Origin of the sequence: Nocardiopsis sp. LDBS0036 (genome assembly GCF_041228755.1) — a bacterium.
Lineage (GTDB): Bacteria > Actinomycetota > Actinomycetes > Streptosporangiales > Streptosporangiaceae > Nocardiopsis > Nocardiopsis dassonvillei.
Genome location: NZ_CP141103.1, coordinates 5,488,039 through 5,506,652, shown reverse-complemented (window position 1 = coordinate 5,506,652; position 18,614 = coordinate 5,488,039). Strand labels below are relative to the sequence as shown.

Annotated in this window: 12 protein-coding genes and 3 rRNA genes; 4 read left to right on the top strand and 11 right to left on the bottom strand. The window is 67.2% G+C overall.

Going from position 1 to position 18,614, the window contains the following annotated elements:
• Nucleotides 1–249: 249 nt before the first annotated feature.
• The 3 genes from UIS43_RS23565 (at nucleotide 250) to UIS43_RS23555 (ending at nucleotide 3,547) form a co-directional block, all read left to right on the top strand.
• Entirely contained in the window at nucleotides 250–1,623 is a 1,374-nt protein-coding gene (locus UIS43_RS23565) for a glycosyltransferase family 4 protein (protein WP_370011721.1), read from the top strand.
• Between the two features lie 161 nt (nucleotides 1,624–1,784).
• The gene (locus UIS43_RS23560) at nucleotides 1,785–2,456 is read left to right on the top strand and encodes a class I SAM-dependent methyltransferase (protein WP_081461687.1); all 672 of its coding nucleotides are present in this window, start codon (nucleotides 1,785–1,787) and stop codon (nucleotides 2,454–2,456) included.
• Complete coding sequence (locus tag UIS43_RS23555) at nucleotides 2,456–3,547, top strand: prenyltransferase (protein ID WP_013151444.1); 1,092 nt, start codon at nucleotides 2,456–2,458, stop codon at nucleotides 3,545–3,547. Before UIS43_RS23560 ends, UIS43_RS23555 begins: the two co-directional genes overlap by 1 nt.
• Before the next feature lie 352 nt (nucleotides 3,548–3,899).
• Here the strand turns inward: UIS43_RS23555 and UIS43_RS23550 are convergent, their stop codons facing one another.
• The gene (locus tag UIS43_RS23550) at nucleotides 3,900–6,680 is read right to left on the bottom strand and encodes a transglycosylase domain-containing protein (RefSeq protein WP_370011720.1); all 2,781 of its coding nucleotides are present in this window, start codon (nucleotides 6,678–6,680) and stop codon (nucleotides 3,900–3,902) included.
• A gap of 180 nt (nucleotides 6,681–6,860) precedes the next feature.
• Between UIS43_RS23550 and UIS43_RS23545 the strand changes: the two genes are divergently transcribed.
• Nucleotides 6,861–7,322 (top strand): hypothetical protein, encoded by a 462-nt coding sequence (locus UIS43_RS23545; RefSeq protein WP_358457241.1) that lies wholly within the window; start codon nucleotides 6,861–6,863, stop codon nucleotides 7,320–7,322.
• 146 nt (nucleotides 7,323–7,468) lie between these two features.
• Here UIS43_RS23545 and UIS43_RS23540 read toward each other — a convergent pair whose 3' ends face one another.
• From UIS43_RS23540 to UIS43_RS23495, 10 genes are all read right to left on the bottom strand, one after another.
• Nucleotides 7,469–8,107 (bottom strand): class I SAM-dependent methyltransferase, encoded by a 639-nt coding sequence (locus UIS43_RS23540; protein WP_117198434.1) that lies wholly within the window; start codon nucleotides 8,105–8,107, stop codon nucleotides 7,469–7,471.
• Nucleotides 8,108–8,325: 218 nt separating this feature from the next.
• Nucleotides 8,326–8,441: ribosomal RNA gene (gene rrf / locus UIS43_RS23535) — 5S ribosomal RNA — on the bottom strand.
• Between the two features lie 103 nt (nucleotides 8,442–8,544).
• A 23S ribosomal RNA gene (locus tag UIS43_RS23530) occupies nucleotides 8,545–11,638 on the bottom strand.
• A 317-nt stretch (nucleotides 11,639–11,955) separates the two neighbouring features.
• A 16S ribosomal RNA gene (locus UIS43_RS23525) occupies nucleotides 11,956–13,488 on the bottom strand.
• Together the 16S, 23S and 5S rRNA genes form the textbook arrangement of a ribosomal RNA operon.
• Before the next feature lie 694 nt (nucleotides 13,489–14,182).
• Nucleotides 14,183–14,788 (bottom strand): RdgB/HAM1 family non-canonical purine NTP pyrophosphatase, encoded by a 606-nt coding sequence (rdgB, locus tag UIS43_RS23520; RefSeq protein ID WP_019611460.1) that lies wholly within the window; start codon nucleotides 14,786–14,788, stop codon nucleotides 14,183–14,185.
• A gap of 56 nt (nucleotides 14,789–14,844) precedes the next feature.
• On the bottom strand, nucleotides 14,845–15,564 hold the full coding sequence (gene rph / locus UIS43_RS23515) for a ribonuclease PH (RefSeq protein ID WP_013151440.1): 720 nt from the start codon (nucleotides 15,562–15,564) through the stop codon (nucleotides 14,845–14,847).
• Nucleotides 15,565–15,643: 79 nt separating this feature from the next.
• Nucleotides 15,644–16,396, bottom strand: coding sequence for an MBL fold metallo-hydrolase (locus tag UIS43_RS23510; RefSeq protein ID WP_013151439.1), 753 nt, complete (start codon nucleotides 16,394–16,396; stop codon nucleotides 15,644–15,646).
• Nucleotides 16,397–16,743: 347 nt separating this feature from the next.
• A complete protein-coding gene (locus UIS43_RS23505) occupies nucleotides 16,744–17,691 on the bottom strand; it encodes a PLP-dependent cysteine synthase family protein (protein WP_013151438.1) in 948 nt (315 codons plus the stop codon).
• A gap of 7 nt (nucleotides 17,692–17,698) precedes the next feature.
• Nucleotides 17,699–17,977 carry a MoaD/ThiS family protein gene (locus tag UIS43_RS23500; RefSeq protein ID WP_013151437.1) on the bottom strand — a complete coding sequence of 93 codons (279 nt, stop codon included), beginning with the start codon at nucleotides 17,975–17,977 and terminating at the stop codon, nucleotides 17,699–17,701.
• Nucleotides 17,978–18,072: 95 nt separating this feature from the next.
• The gene (locus UIS43_RS23495) at nucleotides 18,073–18,507 is read right to left on the bottom strand and encodes a Mov34/MPN/PAD-1 family protein (protein WP_013151436.1); all 435 of its coding nucleotides are present in this window, start codon (nucleotides 18,505–18,507) and stop codon (nucleotides 18,073–18,075) included.
• Nucleotides 18,508–18,614 lie beyond the last annotated feature (107 nt).

Sequence of the window (18,614 nt, the reverse complement as noted above, 5' to 3'; positions counted from 1 at the left end):
TTCTCATTTGTGTACCGCGCATGAACACCACCCCTCCCCCGGCCGTCCGGGCGCCCGCCGCGCCGAACGCGGCGACGCGCCCCGCCGGAGCGCCACCGCAGGGCACCCGACATAGGATCCCTTACCAACCGGCCCGACGCCGGTCCGAACACAACTGCCGAGTAACATAGGCACGCGCACGCCTGTCACCGGCCGACGGCATCCGCGCCCACGGCGACCGGGCCCGCGACCCAACGAAGAGGTGGACTCTTGACCCAGTCGGGCACCACACCGAGCCCACGGCCCCGTGCCGAGCGCCCCCTGCGCGTCGCCCTGCTGTCCTACCGCAGCAAGCAGCACGTCGGCGGACAGGGCGTGTACGTCCGCCACCTCTCGCGCGAACTGGCCGCCCTGGGCCACGAGGTCACCGTCCTCTCCGGCCAGCCCTACCCCGTCCTGGACGAGGGCGTGACCCTGGAGAAGGTCCCCTCCCTGGACCTGTACAACGACGCCCACCCCTTCAAGGCCCCGCCCGTACGCGAGTGGCGCGACTGGATCGACGCCCTGGAGGTCGCCACCATGTGGACCGCCGGGTTCCCCGAGCCCCTCACCTTCTCCCTGCGCGCCAACCGCGAACTGCGCCGCCGCCTGGACGACTTCGACGTCGTCCACGACAACCAGACACTGGGCTGGGGACTGCTCGGCATCAGGTCCGCCGGGCTGCCGCTGGTCACCACCATCCACCACCCCATCAGCGTGGACCGCAGGATCGAACTGGCCGAGGCCCGGGGCCTGCACAGGCTCACCAAGCGCCGCTGGTACGGGTTCGTGGGCATGCAGGCCAGGGTCGCCCGCCGGCTCGACCCGATCCTGGTGCCCTCCCAGTCCTCCGCCGACGACATCGCCCGCGAGTTCGGCGTCGCCCCCTCCGCCATGGAGGTCACCCCGCTGGGCGTGGACACCCGCCACTTCCACCCGCGCCCCGCACTGGAGCGCGTACCGGGACGCATCGTGTGCACCGCCAGCGCCGACAGCCCCCTCAAGGGTGTGGCGGTCCTGCTGCGCGCCGCGGCCAAACTCGCCACCGAACGCGACATCACCCTGACCGTCGTCAGCAGACCCAAGCCCGGCGGCCCCACCGACCAGCTGGTGGACGAGCTGAGCCTGCGCGACCGCGTCGAGTTCGTCAGCGGCATCGACGACACCGCCCTGGCCGAACTCATCGCCAGCGCGCAGGTGGCGGTCGTCCCGTCCTTCTACGAGGGGTTCTCCCTGCCCGCGGTGGAGGCCATGGCCTGCGCCACGCCGCTGGTGGCCAGCCACGCCGGAGCGCTGCCCGAGGTCGTGGGCACCGACGGGGACGCCGGGCGCCTGGTGCCCCCGGGCGACCCCGAGGTGCTCGCCGAGGCGCTCGCCGCCCTGCTCGACGACGACGCCGAACGCGAGCGCATGGGCGCCGCCGCCTGGCGCCGGGTCCAGGAACGCTTCACGTGGAGAGCCGTCGCCGAGCTGACCGCGCGCCGCTACGCCTCCACCATCGACGCCGTGAGGGGCAACCGCCCCGTCGACGGCGACACGCGCCCCGGGCCCGCCGAGCCCGCGTCCCCGCCAGCACCCGAGCGGGCCCGCGCGAACGACGCCTGACCGGCCCGAGCCGCGCGCCGCCCCGTCGGGCCACGCGGCGATCCACCGCCCCGCGTCCGCGGCCGCGGAGCCCCCAACCCAGATCCCCGAGCCAGATCCCCAGGGAGCCTCCACTGATCACCGTCGACTTCAACCTGTTCCCCGTCGGCCCGGGCGACCGCGTGCTCGACCTGGGCTGCGGCGGCGGCCGCCACGCCTTCGAGGTCTACCGACGCGGCGCCGACATCGTGGCCTTCGACCAGAACGTCGCCGACCTCGCCGAGGTCGAGACCATGTTCGCCGCGATGCGCCACGAGGGCGAGGCTCCCGAGGAGGCCAGGGCCGAGACCGTCAAGGGCGACGCCCTGGACATGCCCTTCGACGACGCCAGCTTCGACCGGGTGGTCGCGGCCGAGATCTTCGAGCACCTCCCGCACGACACCGCCGCGATGGCCGAACTCTTCCGGGTGCTGCGGCCCGGCGGCATCGCCGCGGTGACCGTGCCCAGCTTCCTGCCCGAGCGCCTGTGCTGGGCCCTGTCGGAGGAGTACCACACCAACGAGGGCGGGCACATCCGCATCTACACGCGCGCCGAACTGGAGGCCAAGCTCAAGGCCACCGGCTTCGAGATCGGCCCGCACCACCACGCGCACGCCCTGCACGCGCCCTACTGGTGGATCAAGTGCGCGGTGGGCACCGACCGGGACGACCACCCGCTCGCCAAGGCCTACCACGACATGCTGGTGTGGGACATGCTCAAGGCCCCCGCGGTGACCCGCGTCGCCGAGCGCCTGCTCAACCCGGTCATCGGCAAGAGTGTGGTCGTGTACGTGCGCAAACCGCACGACGCCTGATGTCCGTCACCCCCGCGCCCGCGCCCACCGCCGGACCGGCCCCTCACGACGCCCTGAGCCTGCCCGGCGTGCTCGACGCCGGGCAGCTGCACCGCTCGGCCTCCTACCTCGCGCGCTGTCAGGAGGACGGCGGGGCCATCCCGTGGTTCCCCGGCGGGCACACCGACGTGTGGGACCACGTGGAGTGCGCCATGGCCCTGACCGTGACCGGCCGCAGCGCGCCCGGACACGCCGAGGCGGCCCGACGCGCCTACCTGTGGCTGGCCGACAGCCGTGCGCCCGGGGGCGGGTGGCCCGCCAAGTTCCGCCAGGGCGTCCCGGTGACGCGGCTGCGCGAGGCCAACCACGCCGCCTACCCCGCCGTGGGCCTGTTCCACCACCTGCTCGTCACCGGCGACACCGCGTTCGCCGAGCGGATGTGGCCGGTGGTCGAGGAGGGACTGGAGTTCGTCCTGGCCCTGCGCGGCGAGCACGGCGAGATCCTGTGGGCCCGCTCGGAGAACGGCGCCCCCGGGGACCACGCCCTGCTGACGGTGTGCGCGAGCGTGCACCACGCGCTGCGCTGCGGCGCCGCCCTGGCCGCGCGCCTGGGCCGCTCCCGCCCCGCGTGGACGGCCGCCGCCGACCGCCTCGCGGTGCTCATCAACGGGCACGAGGACCTGTTCGCCGACCGCGGGCGCTTCTCGATGGACTGGTTCTACCCCGTCCTGGGCGGCGCCGTGCGCGGCGCCGCCGCCAAGGAGCGCATCGCCGAGCGCTGGGACCGCTTCGTGGTGCCCGGGCTGGGCGTGCGCTGCGTGAGCGACCAGCCGTGGGTGACCGCGGCGGAGACCTCGGAGCTGGTGCTGGCCCTGGCCGCCGTCGGCGACGTGGACGCGGGCGTGCGCCTCCTGCGGGACGTGCAGCACCTGCGCGACGCCGACGACGGCGCGTACTGGACGGGCTACCAGTTCGCCGAGCAGGTGCGCTGGCCGGTGGAGCGCAGCACGTGGACCTCGGCCGCCGTGATCCTGGCGGTGGACGCGCTCACCGGGACCACACCGGGCTCGCGGGTCTTCCTGCACACCTGGGACGGGGACCCCGCCGACTAGGCGGTGTTTTTGGACCGCCGCTTCGTCCCGCCCGTCGCCCGCCACCGCCCTCAGCGGACGCCTGCGGCGCGGTCCCGCTCGTGTCCGGGCGCCCTTCGATGCGGGCGCCTTCGGCGCCCAGGGCGGGTTCGCCCGTTCCTCACGAACCCGCCTCCGGCACCTCCAGAACCCCGTGGACGCCCGCCCCCGCGAACCGAGGTCGGTTCGGGCGGACAGGGCACGGTCCGCCGACCGGTGCGGATGCGTCGGAGGCCGGACACGAAGGACCCGACACACGGTGAGGGCCCGGCGGTGCGCACCGCCGGGCCCTCACCCCGTTCTCACCGGCTCCGGTCACCACCGGATCCGGACCTCACCAGAGGTCGTCGCGTCTGGCCGGCGGGCTCTCACCGCCGCCACCGCCACCGCCTTCCTCTCCGCCGCCGCCCTCACCGGGACCCGGATCGGTCCCGGGACCGGGGATCTCCGGCCACTCGGGCGTGGTGGGCACCTCCGGCTCCACCGGCGTCTCCGGCGTGGTGGGCACCTCCGGCTCCACCGGCGTCTCCGGCTCCGCGGGCGCCTCCGGCTGCTGCGGCTGCTGGGGCTGCTCGGTGGACACGTCCGGAGCCCAGTTCTCGGTGGTGCCGCTGAAGGCCGGGCTCGGGAACGAACCGGGCTCGTAACCCTCCATCGCGGTGCTCATGTACCGGTTCCACAGCGACGCCGGGAGCGTACCGCCCGACAGAGAGCCGTATCCGGGGATACTGAAGCCCTCGTTGTTGCCGCTGTAGATCCCCACCGCCGTGGACAGCTGCGGGGTGTAACCGACGAACCAGGCGGCGACGCTGCCGTCGGTGGTACCGGTCTTGCCCGCGGTGGGGTGGTTGGCCAGCCGCGCCCCGGTACCGGTACCGCCGTTGACCACCTGCTGGAGGGCGTGGGTGACGTCGGCCGCGGTCTCCTCCTCCAGAGCCCTGTTGCTCTCCACCTCCGGGCGCACGTTCTCGCCCTCGGAGTCGATGATCTCCCGCACCACGTGCGTCTCGACGTGGACGCCGCCGTTGGCGAAGGTGGCGTACCCGCTGGCCTGGTCGACCGTGCGGGCGCTGGAGGCGCCCAGCGGCATGACCGGAACCAGCTGGCTGTCGGGCACACTCCCCTCGGGCCACCCGGCGGCGTAGACGGTGTCGCGGACGTTCTCGAAACCGACCTCCTGGGCCAGCTCGATGAAACCGAGGTTGTTGGAGACCTGGGTGGCCTGCGTGAGCGTCATGATGCCGCCCGGCGAGTTGCCCGCGTTCTGGATGCGCGAGCCCGCGATGGTGCGCGGCCCGCGCCCGTCCACCGTGGAGTTGAGGCTGTAGCCCTGCTCCAGGGCGGTGGCGAGCACGTAGGGCTTGAACGCCGAACCGGTCTGCGCGGCGCCGAGGAAGGAGCTGTCGTACTGGTTCTCCCAGTAGTCGTGGCCGCCGTAGAAGGCCAGGACCTCGCCCGTGGCCGGGTCGACGGTGGTCAGACCGACGTTGACGCCCTCGGGCCGGTTCTCGGGCGGGACCATCTCCTCCACCGCGGCGTAGGCGGCGTCCATCATGTCCTGGTCGAACGTGGTGACGATCCTGTAGCCCTGGCGGTTGATCTGGTCCTCGGTGTAGCCGAGCCGCTCCAGCTCGTTCATGGCCTCCTGGAGCATGTAGCCCTTGTAGCCGCTCAGGTCGGTGCCCTCGCTGGGCCGCTCCGGCTCGGGCGCCGGGAACTCCATCGCGTCGGCCTCGGCCTGGGTGATGGCCTCCGTGGTGACCATGCCGTTGACGACGTACTCCCAGCGCCGCTCCATGGAGGGGGTGGTCTCCACGTCGGCCTCACCGAAGGGGGTGGGCTGCTGGATGGCGGCGGCCAGGAACGCGGCCTCGGCGGGCTCCAGGTCCTGGACGTCCTTGTGGTAGTACGCCTGCGAGGCGGCCTGGACTCCGTAGGCGTTGCGGCCGAAGTAGATGGTGTTGAGGTACTGCTCCATCACCCACTCCTTCGACTCGCTCCGGTCGACCTTGAGGGCGATGATGATCTCCCGCACCTTGCGGGTGATGGACACGTCCCGGGAGATGCCCTCGTAGTAGTTGCGGACCATCTGCTGGGTGATGGTGGAGCCGCCCTGGACCTGCTGGCCGGTGACGGTGGACCAGACCGCGCGGGCGGTGCCGCTCACGGACACCCCGGGCTCGGTCCAGAAACCGCGGTCCTCCGCGGAGATGACCGCCTCGACGACGTGGTCGCCGCCCGCGGTCATCTCGTCGTAGGACAGGATCTCCCGGTGGGTGCCCCGGTAGGCGAACTCGGTCTCGCCGTCGGCGAAGTAGAAGGTGGAACCCTCCTCCAGGACGTCGGCCTTGGCCGCGTCCGGAACCTCCACGGTGCTGTAGAAGAAGGCGAAGACACCGCACCCGATGATGAAGAACACGCCGGTGACGATGAGGAAGACCCGCAGGATCCTCCACCACATGGGCTTCTTGGCCTTCTGACCGGCGCCCTTCTTCTTACCCCGTGCCTTGGGGTCACCCGGGCCCTTGGGCCCGCCGGGCCCGGTACCGCCAGGCCCAGCCGGACCCTTGGGGCCGCCAGGGCCGGTGGGACCGCTGGGTCCACCGGAGTTACTGGAACTGGTGGTGTCACCGGGACCGCTGGGGTCGCCGTGTGCCCCGGAGTGGGCGGCGGCCGCTCCCGCGGCACCCGCCGCTCCGGCCGCGGCCGCGGCGAAACCGGGGCGGGCGCCCCGGTCCTGCTCCCGGGAGGGCGAATCGGCCACGTAGGAGGAGAGGCGACGCGGCTCGGGCCACAGGGACGCCGTCTCGGCCGCGGAGGACTCGTCGATCCTCTGCTCTCCGTCACGGTCCGGAGCGACCGCGTCCGGTGCGGCGGGCACAGCGGACGTGGCGGCCTCGGCGGACCCGTCCTCGAAGTCCTGGACGTCGGTCACGGTTCCGGCCACGGGGCTCTTGGGAACTCCCGTGCGCTCCTGCCCGCGCGGGCTCCAGAGGTCTGTCCCGCCCTCTTCGGCACCGGCGTTGCCGGAGGCGTCGTCGGACGTCTCCGCCGCCTCCGCGGAGGCGGCGGCGCGGACGGAGTCGAGCGAGATGGGCTCGGTCCGGTCGGACACCGGCGATGGGGGCTCGTCGGCGCCGGCCGTACCGTCCTGGTCGACGGACGTGTCGTCGGCCGCGAAGGGCGGGGCGGCCTGGGAGGACCGTCCGTCCCCCCGACCCCCGTCCTCGCGCGTGTCGGACTCCTCCGTGCCCGTGCTGCCGGCTGAGGCGGGGGAGCCGGCCGCGGGAGAGGTGTGAACCGCATCGGTGCCGTGCGCGTCGGCGGGAACGCCGGAGTCCTCCGCGGCGTCGTCGCCGGTGTCGTCGGAACCGAAGCCCTGTTCCGCGAGGTTCTGGGCGACCTTGTCACGGAGGAAGGTACCGCTGGTCTTGAAGGTGACCGGGTTGATGAACTCCGGTTCGGGCTGTTCTCCTACGCTTTCTTCTCCTCCAGGAGTGTCATGAGTGGATTGGTCCCCCTCGATGTTGGGTACTCCACTCTCGGGACTGTGCTTGTTGGACAGCTCTTCGGCAGAGGTGTTCCTGGTGTCCGGCGTGTCCTTCCCGGGACGCTGTCCGTCCGCCCCGCTTTCGCCGTGTGTGCTCTCGCTCAGTTCCCCGCCCCCATGGCAAATCACGTCCGGCACCGTGCCGTCCTGATGTTTGACGCGCAAGTGCCCCGGATCGTTCAGTTCGAGTCAGGACCGAAGCGGTAATTCGGGGAATAACGCCGCCATCGCTCAGCCCTCCAGGCCACGATACCCGCCCGTAACCATGTCAAGTCCGAGCAGGTAAGCGTACTGTCACTTCTTACCCAAGGCTTACCCTGGGCAGCTGTGTATCGGAAAGACTGTTAGCCCGCTCACTTCCCCCGGATGCGTTCGAGCACCCGCAGGGAGCCCACCGCGCGCATCTCCTTGAACTCCCCCGAGTCGAGGGCCTTCCGGTAGATGTTGTAGGGCGGTCGGCCGCCGTCCTCGGGGTCGGGGAACACGTCGTGGATGACGAGGGCCCCGCCGGGGGCGACGTGGGGACTCCAACCATCGTAGTCGTTCTGGGCGGCCTCCTCGCTGTGGCCGCCGTCGATGAAGACCATGCCGAGCGGGGTACCCCAGACAGCCGCGACATCGGTGGACCGGCCCACGAGCGCGATGACCTCCTCGTCCAGGCCCGCTTCGGTGATCGTGCGCCGGAAGTGCGGAAGGGTGTCGAACCTGCCGGTCGCCTCGTCCACCAGGGACGCGTCGTGGTACTCCCAGCCCTCCTGGTGCTCCTCCGAGCCCCGGTGGTGGTCGACAGTGAGGACCTTGGCCCCGGTGGCGCGGGCGGCCGCGCCGAGGAAGATCGTGGACTTGCCGCAGTAGGTGCCGATCTCCACGATCGGCCCGACCTGGGCGTAGGCGACGGCGGTCTCGAAGAGGGCGGCGCCCTCGTCCGTGGGCATGAAACCCTTCGCGGCCTCCGCCGCGGCCAGAAGCTCTGAGGGGATTGTCTTCGTCATGCGGAAATTGTCCCACCAGCGAAAACAGAAACGGGCAGGGGCCCGGGCGGGCTGCCGCGTCTTCGAGGGGACGGCTGGTTGTCCACAGGACGCGAGACGCTCTGGCACCGCCACCCCCGCACCCGGTTGACTGGAAACAGGGGGGCCCACCCAGGAACCCGCACCCCCACCACAAAAAGAAGGGGGGCCGCCCACAGGCGACCCCCCTCAACGAAAAACCGTGGCAGCGACCTACTCTCCCACCCCACCACAGGGCAGTACCATCAGCGCAAAGAGACTTAACGACCGGGTTCGGAAAGAGACCGGGTGTGACCCTCCAGCAATAACCACCACGGAAACCACACACCACCCACCCAACTCCACCCACCCCAAAGGACAGGGAATCACAGTGAGCAGCAAGCTCCGTGAAAAGTGTGCGCGAACATCCAATTATCTGCAGCGGACAAGCCCTCGGCCTATTAGTACCGGTCAGCTCCACCCCTCACAAGGCTTCCACACCCGGCCTATCAACCCCATCGTCTATAGGGAGCCTTACCCCCTCAAGGAGGCAGGAGACCTCATCTCGAAGCAAGCTTCCCGCTTAGATGCTTTCAGCGGTTATCCCTCCCGAACGTAGCCAACCAGCCATGCCCTTGGCAGGACAACTGGCACACCAGAGGTTCGTCCGTCCCGGTCCTCTCGTACTAGGGACAGCCCTTCTCAAGTCTCCAACGCGCACAGCGGATAGGGACCGAACTGTCTCACGACGTTCTAAACCCAGCTCGCGTGCCGCTTTAATGGGCGAACAGCCCAACCCTTGGGACCAACTCCAGCCCCAGGATGCGACGAGCCGACATCGAGGTGCCAAACCATCCCGTCGATATGGACTCTTGGGGAAGATCAGCCTGTTATCCCCGGGGTACCTTTTAGCCGTTGAGCGACACCGCTTCCACACGCCGGTGCCGGATCACTAGTCCCAGCTTTCGCTCCTGCTCGACACGTCCGTCTCACAGTCAAGCTCCCTTGTGCACTTACACTCAACACCTGATTACCAACCAGGCTGAGGGAACCTTTGGGCGCCTCCGTTACTCTTTGGGAGGCAACCGCCCCAGTTAAACTACCCACCAGACACTGTCCCCGAACCGGATCACGGTCCAAAGTTAGATGCCCGAAACAGTCAGAGTGGTATTTCACCAACGCCTCCACCGCCACTAGCGTGACAGCTTCACCGGCTCCCACCTATCCTACACAAACCATCCCAAACACCAATGTCAAGCTATAGTGAAGGTCCCGGGGTCTTTCCGTCCTGCTGCGCGAAACGAGCATCTTTACTCGTAGTGCAATTTCACCGGGCCCATGGTTGAGACAGTGGGGAAGTCGTTACGCCATTCGTGCAGGTCGGAACTTACCCGACAAGGAATTTCGCTACCTTAGGATGGTTATAGTTACCACCGCCGTTTACTGGCGCTTAGATTCCCAGCTTCGCAGGGGCGAACCCCCACTAACCAGTCCTCTTAACGTTCCAGCACCGGGCAGGCGTCAGTCCGTATACAGCGTCTTACGACTTCGCACGGACCTGTGTTTTTAATAAACAGTCGCTTCCCCCCGCTATCTGCGACCCCACCCAGCTCAGGATGCAAGATCCGTCACCAGACAGGGCTCCCCTTCTCCCAAAGTTACGGGGACAATTTGCCGAGTTCCTTAACCATGGTTCACCCGAACGCCTCGGTATTCTCTACCTGACCACCTGCGTCGGTTTAGGGTACTGGCCACACACGAACTCGCTAGAGGCTTTTCTCGACAGCATGGGATCACTCACTTCACCAAAAACGGCTCGGCATCACGTCTCAACCTTCATGGTGTGCGGATTTGCCAACACACCGGCCTACACGCTTACCCCCGGACAACCACCGCCGGGTAGAGCTACCCTCCTGCGTCACCCCATCACTTACCTACTACAAGCTCGGTTCCCAGACCAGTAAGTCAAAGCTCCCCGAAGGGACCCAAGACCACCAGCGTGGTTAGCATCACCTGATTCAGTACTGGACGCTCGTGCACGGGTACGGGAATATCAACCCGTTATCCATCGACTACGCCTGTCGGCCTCGCCTTAGGTCCAGACTCACCCTGGGCGGATTAACCTGCCCCAGGAACCCTTAGTCAATCGGCGGCAACGTTTCTCACGTTGCTATCGCTACTCATGCCTGCATTCTCACTCGCACGCCCTCCACCACACGATCACTCGGCAGCTTCACCGGACGCACGACGCTCCCCTACCAACCCACACATGCGTGTGAGCTTCACAGCTTCGGCGGTGTGCTTTAGCCCCGCTACATTATCGGCGCAGAACCACTTGACCAGTGAGCTATTACGCACTCTTTAAAGGATGGCTGCTTCTAAGCCAACCTCCTGGTTGTCTCAGCAACTCCACAACCTTTCCCACTTAGCACACGCTTAGGGGCCTTAGCTGATGATCTGGGCTGTTTCCCTCTCGACTACGAAGCTTATCCCCCGCAGTCTCACTGCCACGCTTCACTTAACCGGCATTCGGAGTTTGTCTGACGTCAGTAACCTTGTCGGGCCCATCAGCCAAACAGTAGCTCTACCTCCAGCAAGAAACACGCGACGCTGCACCTAAATGCATTTCGGGGAGAACCAGCTATCACGGAGTTTGATTGGCCTTTCACCCCTACCCACACCTCATCCCCCAGGTTTTCAACCCTGGTGGGTTCGGGCCTCCACGAGGTCTTACCCCCGCTTCACCCTGGACATGGGTAGATCACTCCGCTTCGGGTCCACAGCATGCGACTCAAATCGCCCTATTCAGACTCGGTTTCCCTACGGCTACCCCACCCGGGTTAACCTCGCCACACACCATGACTCGCAGGCTCATTCTTCAAAAGGCACGCCATCACCAAAGACAAGCTTCAGCTCTGACGGCTTGACAGCACACGGTTTCAGGTACTATTTCACGACCCCTCACCGGGGCACTTTTCACCTTTCCCTCACGGTACTAGTGCACTATCGGTCACCAGGACGTATTTTGGCTTAGCAGGTGGTCCTGCCAGATTCACACGGACTTTCACGGGCTCCGCGCTACTCGGGAACACATCAACGTCTAGCCGGTACCTTCATCTACGGGACTCTCACCCACTCCGGTACCGCTTCCCAACGGTTTCAACTAACACCGACATCAACGCTCCAGGCCGGCAGACCTGAACAGATATGTCCCACAACCCCGCAAACGCAACGACTGCCGTCTATCACACGCCTACGGTTTAGCCTCTTCCCCGTTCGCTCACCACTACTAGGAGAATCACTGTTGTTTACTCTTCCTGCGGGTACTGAGATGTTTCACTTCCCCGCGTCACCACCAACCACCCTATACATTCAGATGGCGGCAACCCGACACAACTCGGGCTAGGTTTCCCCATTCGGACACCCACGGATCACAGCTCGGTTGACAGCTCCCCGTGGCCTATCGCGGCCTCCCACGTCCTTCATCGGCGCCTGGTGCCAAGGCATCCACCGTGTGCCACTATCACTTGGCCACTACAGATAATAAGATGCTCGCGCACACTATTCACAAATCAAAACACCAACCGCATACCCCAACACCACTCACATCCCCAACCACAACGGCAAGGACCCGAGAGTTCTCGGAGACGGTCCGCGGGAACCAACACCCACTCCCTACGGAGCAGAGGTTGTTTCCTCAGACACCCAACAGCGCGCCCCCGGACGCTTCTAGTCGCCCGAGGTCAAGTTCGATCTATCTTCAGCCACTCCCAAACACCCCGAAGGATGCCGGGTCCACTTTCGAGTCCGGCCGGCTGTAGAAGTAATGCCGACCTGTAAAGACTCCTTAGAAAGGAGGTGATCCAGCCGCACCTTCCGGTACGGCTACCTTGTTACGACTTCGTCCCAATCGCCAGCCCCACCTTCACTCACTCCCTCCCACAAGGGGTTAGGCCGCAAGTTTCGGGTGTTGCCGACTTTCATGACGTGACGGGCGGTGTGTACAAGGCCCGGGAACGTATTCACCGCGGCGTTGCTGATCCGCGATTACTAGCGACTCCACCTTCATGGGGTCGAGTTGCAGACCCCAATCCGAACTGAGACCGGCTTTTAGGGATTCGCTCCACCTTACGGTATCGCACGCCCATTGTACCGGCCATTGTAGCATGTTTGCAGCCCAAGACATAAGGGGCATGATGACTTGACGTCATCCCCACCTTCCTCCGAGTTGACCCCGGCAGTCTCCCATGAGTCCCCACCATTACGTGCTGGCAACATGGAACAAGGGTTGCGCTCGTTGCGGGACTTAACCCAACATCTCACGACACGAGCTGACGACAGCCATGCACCACCTGTCACCCGCCAACTAAATGACCTCACATCTCTGCGAGTCCACGGGTGATGTCAAACCTTGGTAAGGTTCTTCGCGTTGCGTCGAATTAAGCAACATGCTCCGCCGCTTGTGCGGGCCCCCGTCAATTCCTTTGAGTTTTAGCCTTGCGGCCGTACTCCCCAGGCGGGGCGCTTAATGCGTTAGCTACGGCGCGGAAACCGTGGAAAGTCCCCACACCTAGCGCCCAACGTTTACGGCATGGACTACCAGGGTATCTAATCCTGTTCGCTCCCCATGCTTTCGCTCCTCAGCGTCAGGTAAGGCCCAGAGACCCGCCTTCGCCACCGGTGTTCCTCCTGATATCTGCGCATTTCACCGCTACACCAGGAATTCCAGTCTCCCCTACCTACCTCTAGCATGCCCGTATCCACTGCAGAACCGGAGTTAAGCCCCGGTCTTTCACAGCAGACGCGACACGCCGCCTACGAGCTCTTTACGCCCAATAATTCCGGACAACGCTCGGACCCTACGTATTACCGCGGCTGCTGGCACGTAGTTAGCCGGTCCTTATTCCCCACCTACCGTCAACCTCCAGAGAACTGGAAGCCTGCGTTGGTGGTAAAAGAGGTTTACAACCCGAAGGCCGTCATCCCCCACGCGGCGTCGCTGCGTCAGGCTTTCGCCCATTGCGCAATATTCCCCACTGCTGCCTCCCGCAGGAGTCTGGGCCGTGTCTCAGTCCCAGTGTGGCCGGTCGCCCTCTCAGGCCGGCTACCCGTAATCGCCTTGGTAGGCCGTTACCCCACCAACAAGCTGATAGGCCGCGAGCCCATCCCTGACCGAAAAACTTTCCACCCTCCACCATGAGGTGGCGGGTCGTATCCGGTATTAGACGGCGTTTCCACCGCTTATCCCAGAGTCAGGGGCAGGTTGCTCACGTGTTACTCACCCGTTCGCCGCTCGTGTACCCCGAAGGGCCTTACCGCTCGACTTGCATGTGTTAAGCACGCCGCCAGCGTTCGTCCTGAGCCAGGATCAAACTCTCCATAAAGGTCACTCAACCCGACCCGCGTCCCCCGAAGGAGCCGTCTGGGCGGGTAAACCTAGAAGTAATCCTGACCAACCGGGTTACCCCGGCTAATCAAAGGAACCTCCGCACACGAACCGAGTGGTTCTGTGTGACGGGGCCAAAACAAACATGGCTTAAAGAAAATCAAACACGCGCTGTTGAGTTCTCAAGAAACAACCGCTCTTCGTGTACAAGCTGCTGTGAGCTTTTCCGTCGAAGGCGTTGTGCGTTTCCGCTTTGTTGTGTCTTTACTTTATCAGGTGTTCCGCGCCCCGCCAAATCGGCGGTTTTTGCGAAATTGCACCGGACCAAGAAGACCAGTTCCTCTTTCGAGGCAACTCCCCGAGCCTACACGCTCCGAGCGCGTGCTCGAACCATCGAAGCTTGGAGAGGAGGTCAGGACAGCGGTCCGGTTCCGAGTCGACCCCGTGGGGTGTCTCGCCGTCCCGCAGCGACCCGATCGAGTTTAGGCAACCTCAGCGGCGGCGTCAAATCCGCCTGGACTCGGAGGGGACTCCAGTCCGGGGCCTGGTCGTTCGTCGGCTTGCTTGTCGTCTGACACAGACCCTTCCCGGGTCCCGCGGGGCCAAACATGGGAGGACGGGATTTTCTGTCCCCGGGGCGAGACCGCCCCGGGGACGGGGACCGACGCGGCCCCCGGAACACGTCCGGGACCTCAGAGGATGTCCGCCAGCTCCCGGGCGAGCTTGCGGAAGGCGATCCCCCGGTGGCTGATCGCGTTCTTCTCCTCCGGGGACAGCTCCGCCGTGGTGCGGCTCTCCCCCTCGGGGACGAACACCGGGTCGTACCCGAAGCCGTTCTCCCCGCGGCGCTCGCGCACCAGGCGGCCGCGCAGCACGCCCTCGGCGACCGCCTCGGTCCCGTCCGGCATCACCAGCACCGCCGCGCACACGAACGCGGCGCCCCTGCGCTCGGCCGGGGTGTCGGCCATCTGGTCCAGGACCAGGTCCAGGTTGGCCCGGTCCTGGTCGCCCGCGCCGAAGCGGCCCGCCCAGCGCGCGGACAGCACTCCGGGCATCCCGCGCAGTTCGTCCACGGCGATGCCGGAGTCGTCGGCGACGGCGGGCAGCCCGGTGTGCGCGGCGATGGCCCGAGCCTTGAGCAGCGCGTTGCCCAGGAAGGACGCCTCGGTCTCGGGCACCTCCGGTGCGTCCGGGAAGGCGTCGAGGGAGAGCACCTCCGCTTCCACCCCGGCGTCGGCCAGGATGGCCCGCATCTCCGGGACCTTCTTCGCGTTGCGCGTGGCCAGGACGATCTTCACGGTTCCCCCTCCCCGGGGCGCACCGCCGGTACGGGCATGGGCCCGTGGGGTGGCGGTCACTCCGACAGTGCCTTCTTCTGGATCGCGGTCAGTTCCCCGCAGCCGGAGACCGCGAGGTCGAGCAGCTGGTTGAGCAGGTCCCGGTCGAAGGGGGCGCCCTCGGCGGTGCCCTGCACCTCGATGAACTTGCCGTCGCCGGTGATGACGACGTTCATGTCGGTGTCGGCGACCGAGTCCTCCAGGTAGTTCAGGTCCAGCCGGGGCTGGCCCTGGACCACGCCGACGCTGACCGCGGCCAGGGAGCCCGTCAGCGGGTTGTTCTTGAGCTTGCGGCGCTTGCGCAGCCACTTCATCGCGTCGGCCAGCGCCACGTACGCGCCGGTGATCGCGGCGGTGCGGGTGCCTCCGTCGGCCTGGAGCACGTCGCAGTCCAGCGTGATGGTGTGCTCGCCCATCGCCTTGAAGTCCACGACGGCGCGCAGGGAGCGGCCGACCAGGCGGGAGATCTCGTGGGTGCGGCCGCCGATCTTGCCGCGGACCGACTCTCGGGAGCCCCGGGTGTCGGTGGAGCGGGGCAGCATCGCGTACTCGGCGGTGACCCACCCCTCGCCGGTGCCCCGGCGCCAGCGCGGGACGCCGTCCTCGACGCTGGCGGCGCACAGCACGCGGGTGTCCCCGAACTCGACGAGTACGGAGCCTTCCGCGTGGCGGAGCCAGTTGCGGGTGATGGTCACAGGGCGGAGTTGGGTCGGAACGCGTCCGTCAGGTCGGGCCATGGACAAGAGCGTATATCCGTGGAGTGCCCCGCGGTGCTGGAGTGCGCAACCGCGCGGCCTGCCCCGGCCCCGTCCCCGGTCAGCCGCCGACTTCGTGCACCTGGCCGCTGCGGGCCAGGCCGATGGGCCCGTCGTAGGTGGAGCGCGCCTCGGTGAGGGTGACGTCGTCGTCGTTCCACGGCACCAGGTGGGTCAGCAGCAGGCTGCGGGCGCGGGCCCGGCTGGCGTGCTCTCCCGCCTCGCTGCCCGTCAGGTGCATGTCCTTGGGGTGGTCGAGGTGGTCCTGGAAGGCGGCCTCGCACAGGAACAGGTCGGTGTCGGCGGCCAGGTCCACCAGGGAGTCGCACACCCCGGTGTCACCGGAGTAGGCCATGGACGCGCCGCCGTGCTCCAGGCGGATACCGAAGGCCTCCACCGGGTGGTTGACGTGGTCGACACGGGCCTGGAAGGGGCCGATCCGGAACGGCCCGGGGGAGAGTTCGTGGAACTCGAACACCTCGGTCATACCCGGGTCGGGTTCCAGACCGTAGGCCTCGGCCATCCGCCGGGCCACCCCGCCGGGCCCGTAGACCGGGATGCGGGGCTTGGCGCCGCCCGGGTGGTACGCCCTGGCCACCCAGTACGAGCACAGGTCGAAGCAGTGGTCTGCGTGCAGGTGGCTCAGGTAGACGGCGTCGACGGAGTAGATGTCGACGTGCCGCTGGAGAGTTCCGAGCGCGCCGTTGCCCATGTCGAGCAGGAGGCGGTAGCCGTCCGCTTCGAGCATGTAGGAGGAAGCCGGGCTGTCCGGCCCGGGGAAGCTCCCCGAGGACCCGATAATCGTGAGTCGCACGTCGTCGTCGCCTTCTCGATGGGCCGCGCGGCGTCCGTGGCACTCCCGCCGAGAGACTGTGCGGAGTGCGGATGGCGGCTGGTTCTGCGGATGTCCCGTTGTTACGGGTGTACCCCAATGCCCGCCCGGGTGGTACAAAATGTGGCCCGCGTCTCACGCGACCTCGATCACGTGTGAATTTTTCACACCGCTTGACGACGTATGTCTTGTTTGTTCGGGGCGTGTTTCCCCGGTGTTCAGAACGGCGCGGAGGCCGGCACCCGAAGGTGCCGGCCTCCGCCGGGCCCGGGCCGCCGCTTCCGGAGGGGTCGAGGCGGGTGCCGGGCGGGTCGTGCAGACCCTGGAGCCTAGGCCCAGAGCTGGCCGTCGAGGCGCTCCTCGGCCTCCTCCAGCGTGCCCTCGTAGGCGCCGGTGGACAGGTACTTCCACCCGGCGTCGGCGATGACGAACGCGATGTCGGCGCTCTCCCCCGCCTTCTCGGCCTTGCGGGCCATGCCCAGCGCGGCGTGCAGGGCGCCGCCGGTGGAGACGCCCGCGAAGATGCCCTCCTTGTCCAGGAGCTCCCGGGTCCGCCTGAGGGCGGCTTCGGAGGGCACGGAGAAGCGGGTGGTGAGCACCGACTCGTCGTAGAGCTCGGGCACGAACCCCTCGTCGAGGTTGCGCAGCCCGTACACCAGCTCGCCGTACCGGGGCTCGGCCGCCACGATCTGCACACCGGGCCGGTGTTCGCGCAGGTAGCGGCCCACGCCCATGAGGGTGCCGGTGGTGCCCAGCCCCGCCACGAAGTGGGTGATCCCCGGCAGGTCGGCGAGGATCTCGGGCCCGGTGGTCTCGTAGTGGGCCCGGGCGTTGGCCGGGTTGCCGTACTGGTACAGCATCACCCAGTCGGGGTGGGCCGCGGCCATCTCCTTGGCGACGCGGACGGCCTCGTTGGAGCCGCCCGCGGCGTCGGAGAAGTGGACCTCGGCACCCCACATGGCCAGCAGCTGCTTGCGCTCGGCGGAGGTGTTCTCCGGCATGACGCAGACCATGCGGTAGCCGCGCAGCTTGGCGACCATGGCCAGCGAGATGCCGGTGTTCCCCGACGTCGGCTCCAGGATGGTGCACCCCGGGGAGAGCAGCCCGTCCTTCTCGGCCTGTTCGATCATGAAGAACGCGGCGCGGTCCTTGATCGAGCCGGTGGGGTTGCGGTCCTCCAGTTTCGCCCAGAGCCGGACCTGCGGCGAGGGCGAGAGCCGGGGCAGGCCGACGAGCGGCGTGCCGCCGAGGGAGTCGAGCAGGGAGTCGTAGCGCATGTGCGGCCTAGCGGCTTCCGCCGGCCACGGCCGGCAGGATCGTCACGTTGTCGCCGTCGGAGAGCTTGGCCTCCAGACCCCCGACGAAGCGCACGTCCTCGTCGTTGAGGTAGACGTTGATGAAGCGGCGCAGCTTGCCATCGTCCACCAGGCGCCCGGCGATGCCGGGGTGTCGGCTGTCCAGGTCGGCGAACAGCTCGCCGAGGGTGTCGCCGGACCCCTCGACGACCTTGGCGTCGCCGGTCAGGTTGCGCAGGATGGTCGGGATGCGGACCTCGATGGCCATGAGGGTTTCTCCGTTAGCGGTCGTTGGTGTGCGTTCATTGCCAACAGGGGGCGCGCGGTGCCCATTCCTGGGCGACGCCCGTTGTGGTGTGGAACCTACGGGGCGGTCGCGGCGCCGTCGCCGGGACCGGTGACCTCCACCGGTTCCTCGGTGACCTGGCCGTCGATGATCCGGTAGGAGCGGAACTCGACGGTGTCGGGCTCGCGCGTGGACACGAGCACGTAGTGGGCGCCCGGCTCGGACGCGTAGGAGACGTCGGTGCGCGAGGGGTAGGCCTCGGTCGCGGTGTGGGAGTGGTAGATCACGACGGGTTCCTCGTCGCGGTCGTCCATCTCCCGCCAGACCTTGAGCTGTTCGAGGGAGTCGAACCGGTAGAAGGTCGGCGACCGTTCGGCGTTGACCATCTCGACGAGGCGTTCGGGGCTGTCGGAGCCCTCGGGTCCGGCCACGACGCCGCACGCCTCGTCCGGGTGGTCGCGGCGGGCGTGTGCGACGATCCTGTCGTAGATCGCGCGATCAATCCTCAGCATGCTCCCCAGAGTACCTACATCCGGTTCCCTACCAACCAAATGGGTATTGTTGGCGAACGCCGAGGCTACGGCGGCCCGGTGCTGGTGGGGGCGACCTCCTCCGTCCC

What these genes read in the sequence shown, in the direction of transcription:
- UIS43_RS23555 (WP_013151444.1), top strand. Translation starts at nt 2,456, where the DNA reads ATGTCCGTCACCCCCGCGCCCGCGCCCACCGCCGGACCGGCCCCTCAC.
- UIS43_RS23540 (WP_117198434.1), bottom strand. Translation starts at nt 8,107, where the DNA reads ATGACGAAGACAATCCCCTCAGAGCTTCTGGCCGCGGCGGAGGCCGCG.
- rph (WP_013151440.1), bottom strand. Translation starts at nt 15,564, where the DNA reads ATGGCCCGACCTGACGGACGCGTTCCGACCCAACTCCGCCCTGTGACC.
- UIS43_RS23505 (WP_013151438.1), bottom strand. Translation starts at nt 17,691, where the DNA reads ATGCGCTACGACTCCCTGCTCGACTCCCTCGGCGGCACGCCGCTCGTC.
- UIS43_RS23500 (WP_013151437.1), bottom strand. Translation starts at nt 17,977, where the DNA reads ATGGCCATCGAGGTCCGCATCCCGACCATCCTGCGCAACCTGACCGGC.
- UIS43_RS23495 (WP_013151436.1), bottom strand. Translation starts at nt 18,507, where the DNA reads ATGCTGAGGATTGATCGCGCGATCTACGACAGGATCGTCGCACACGCC.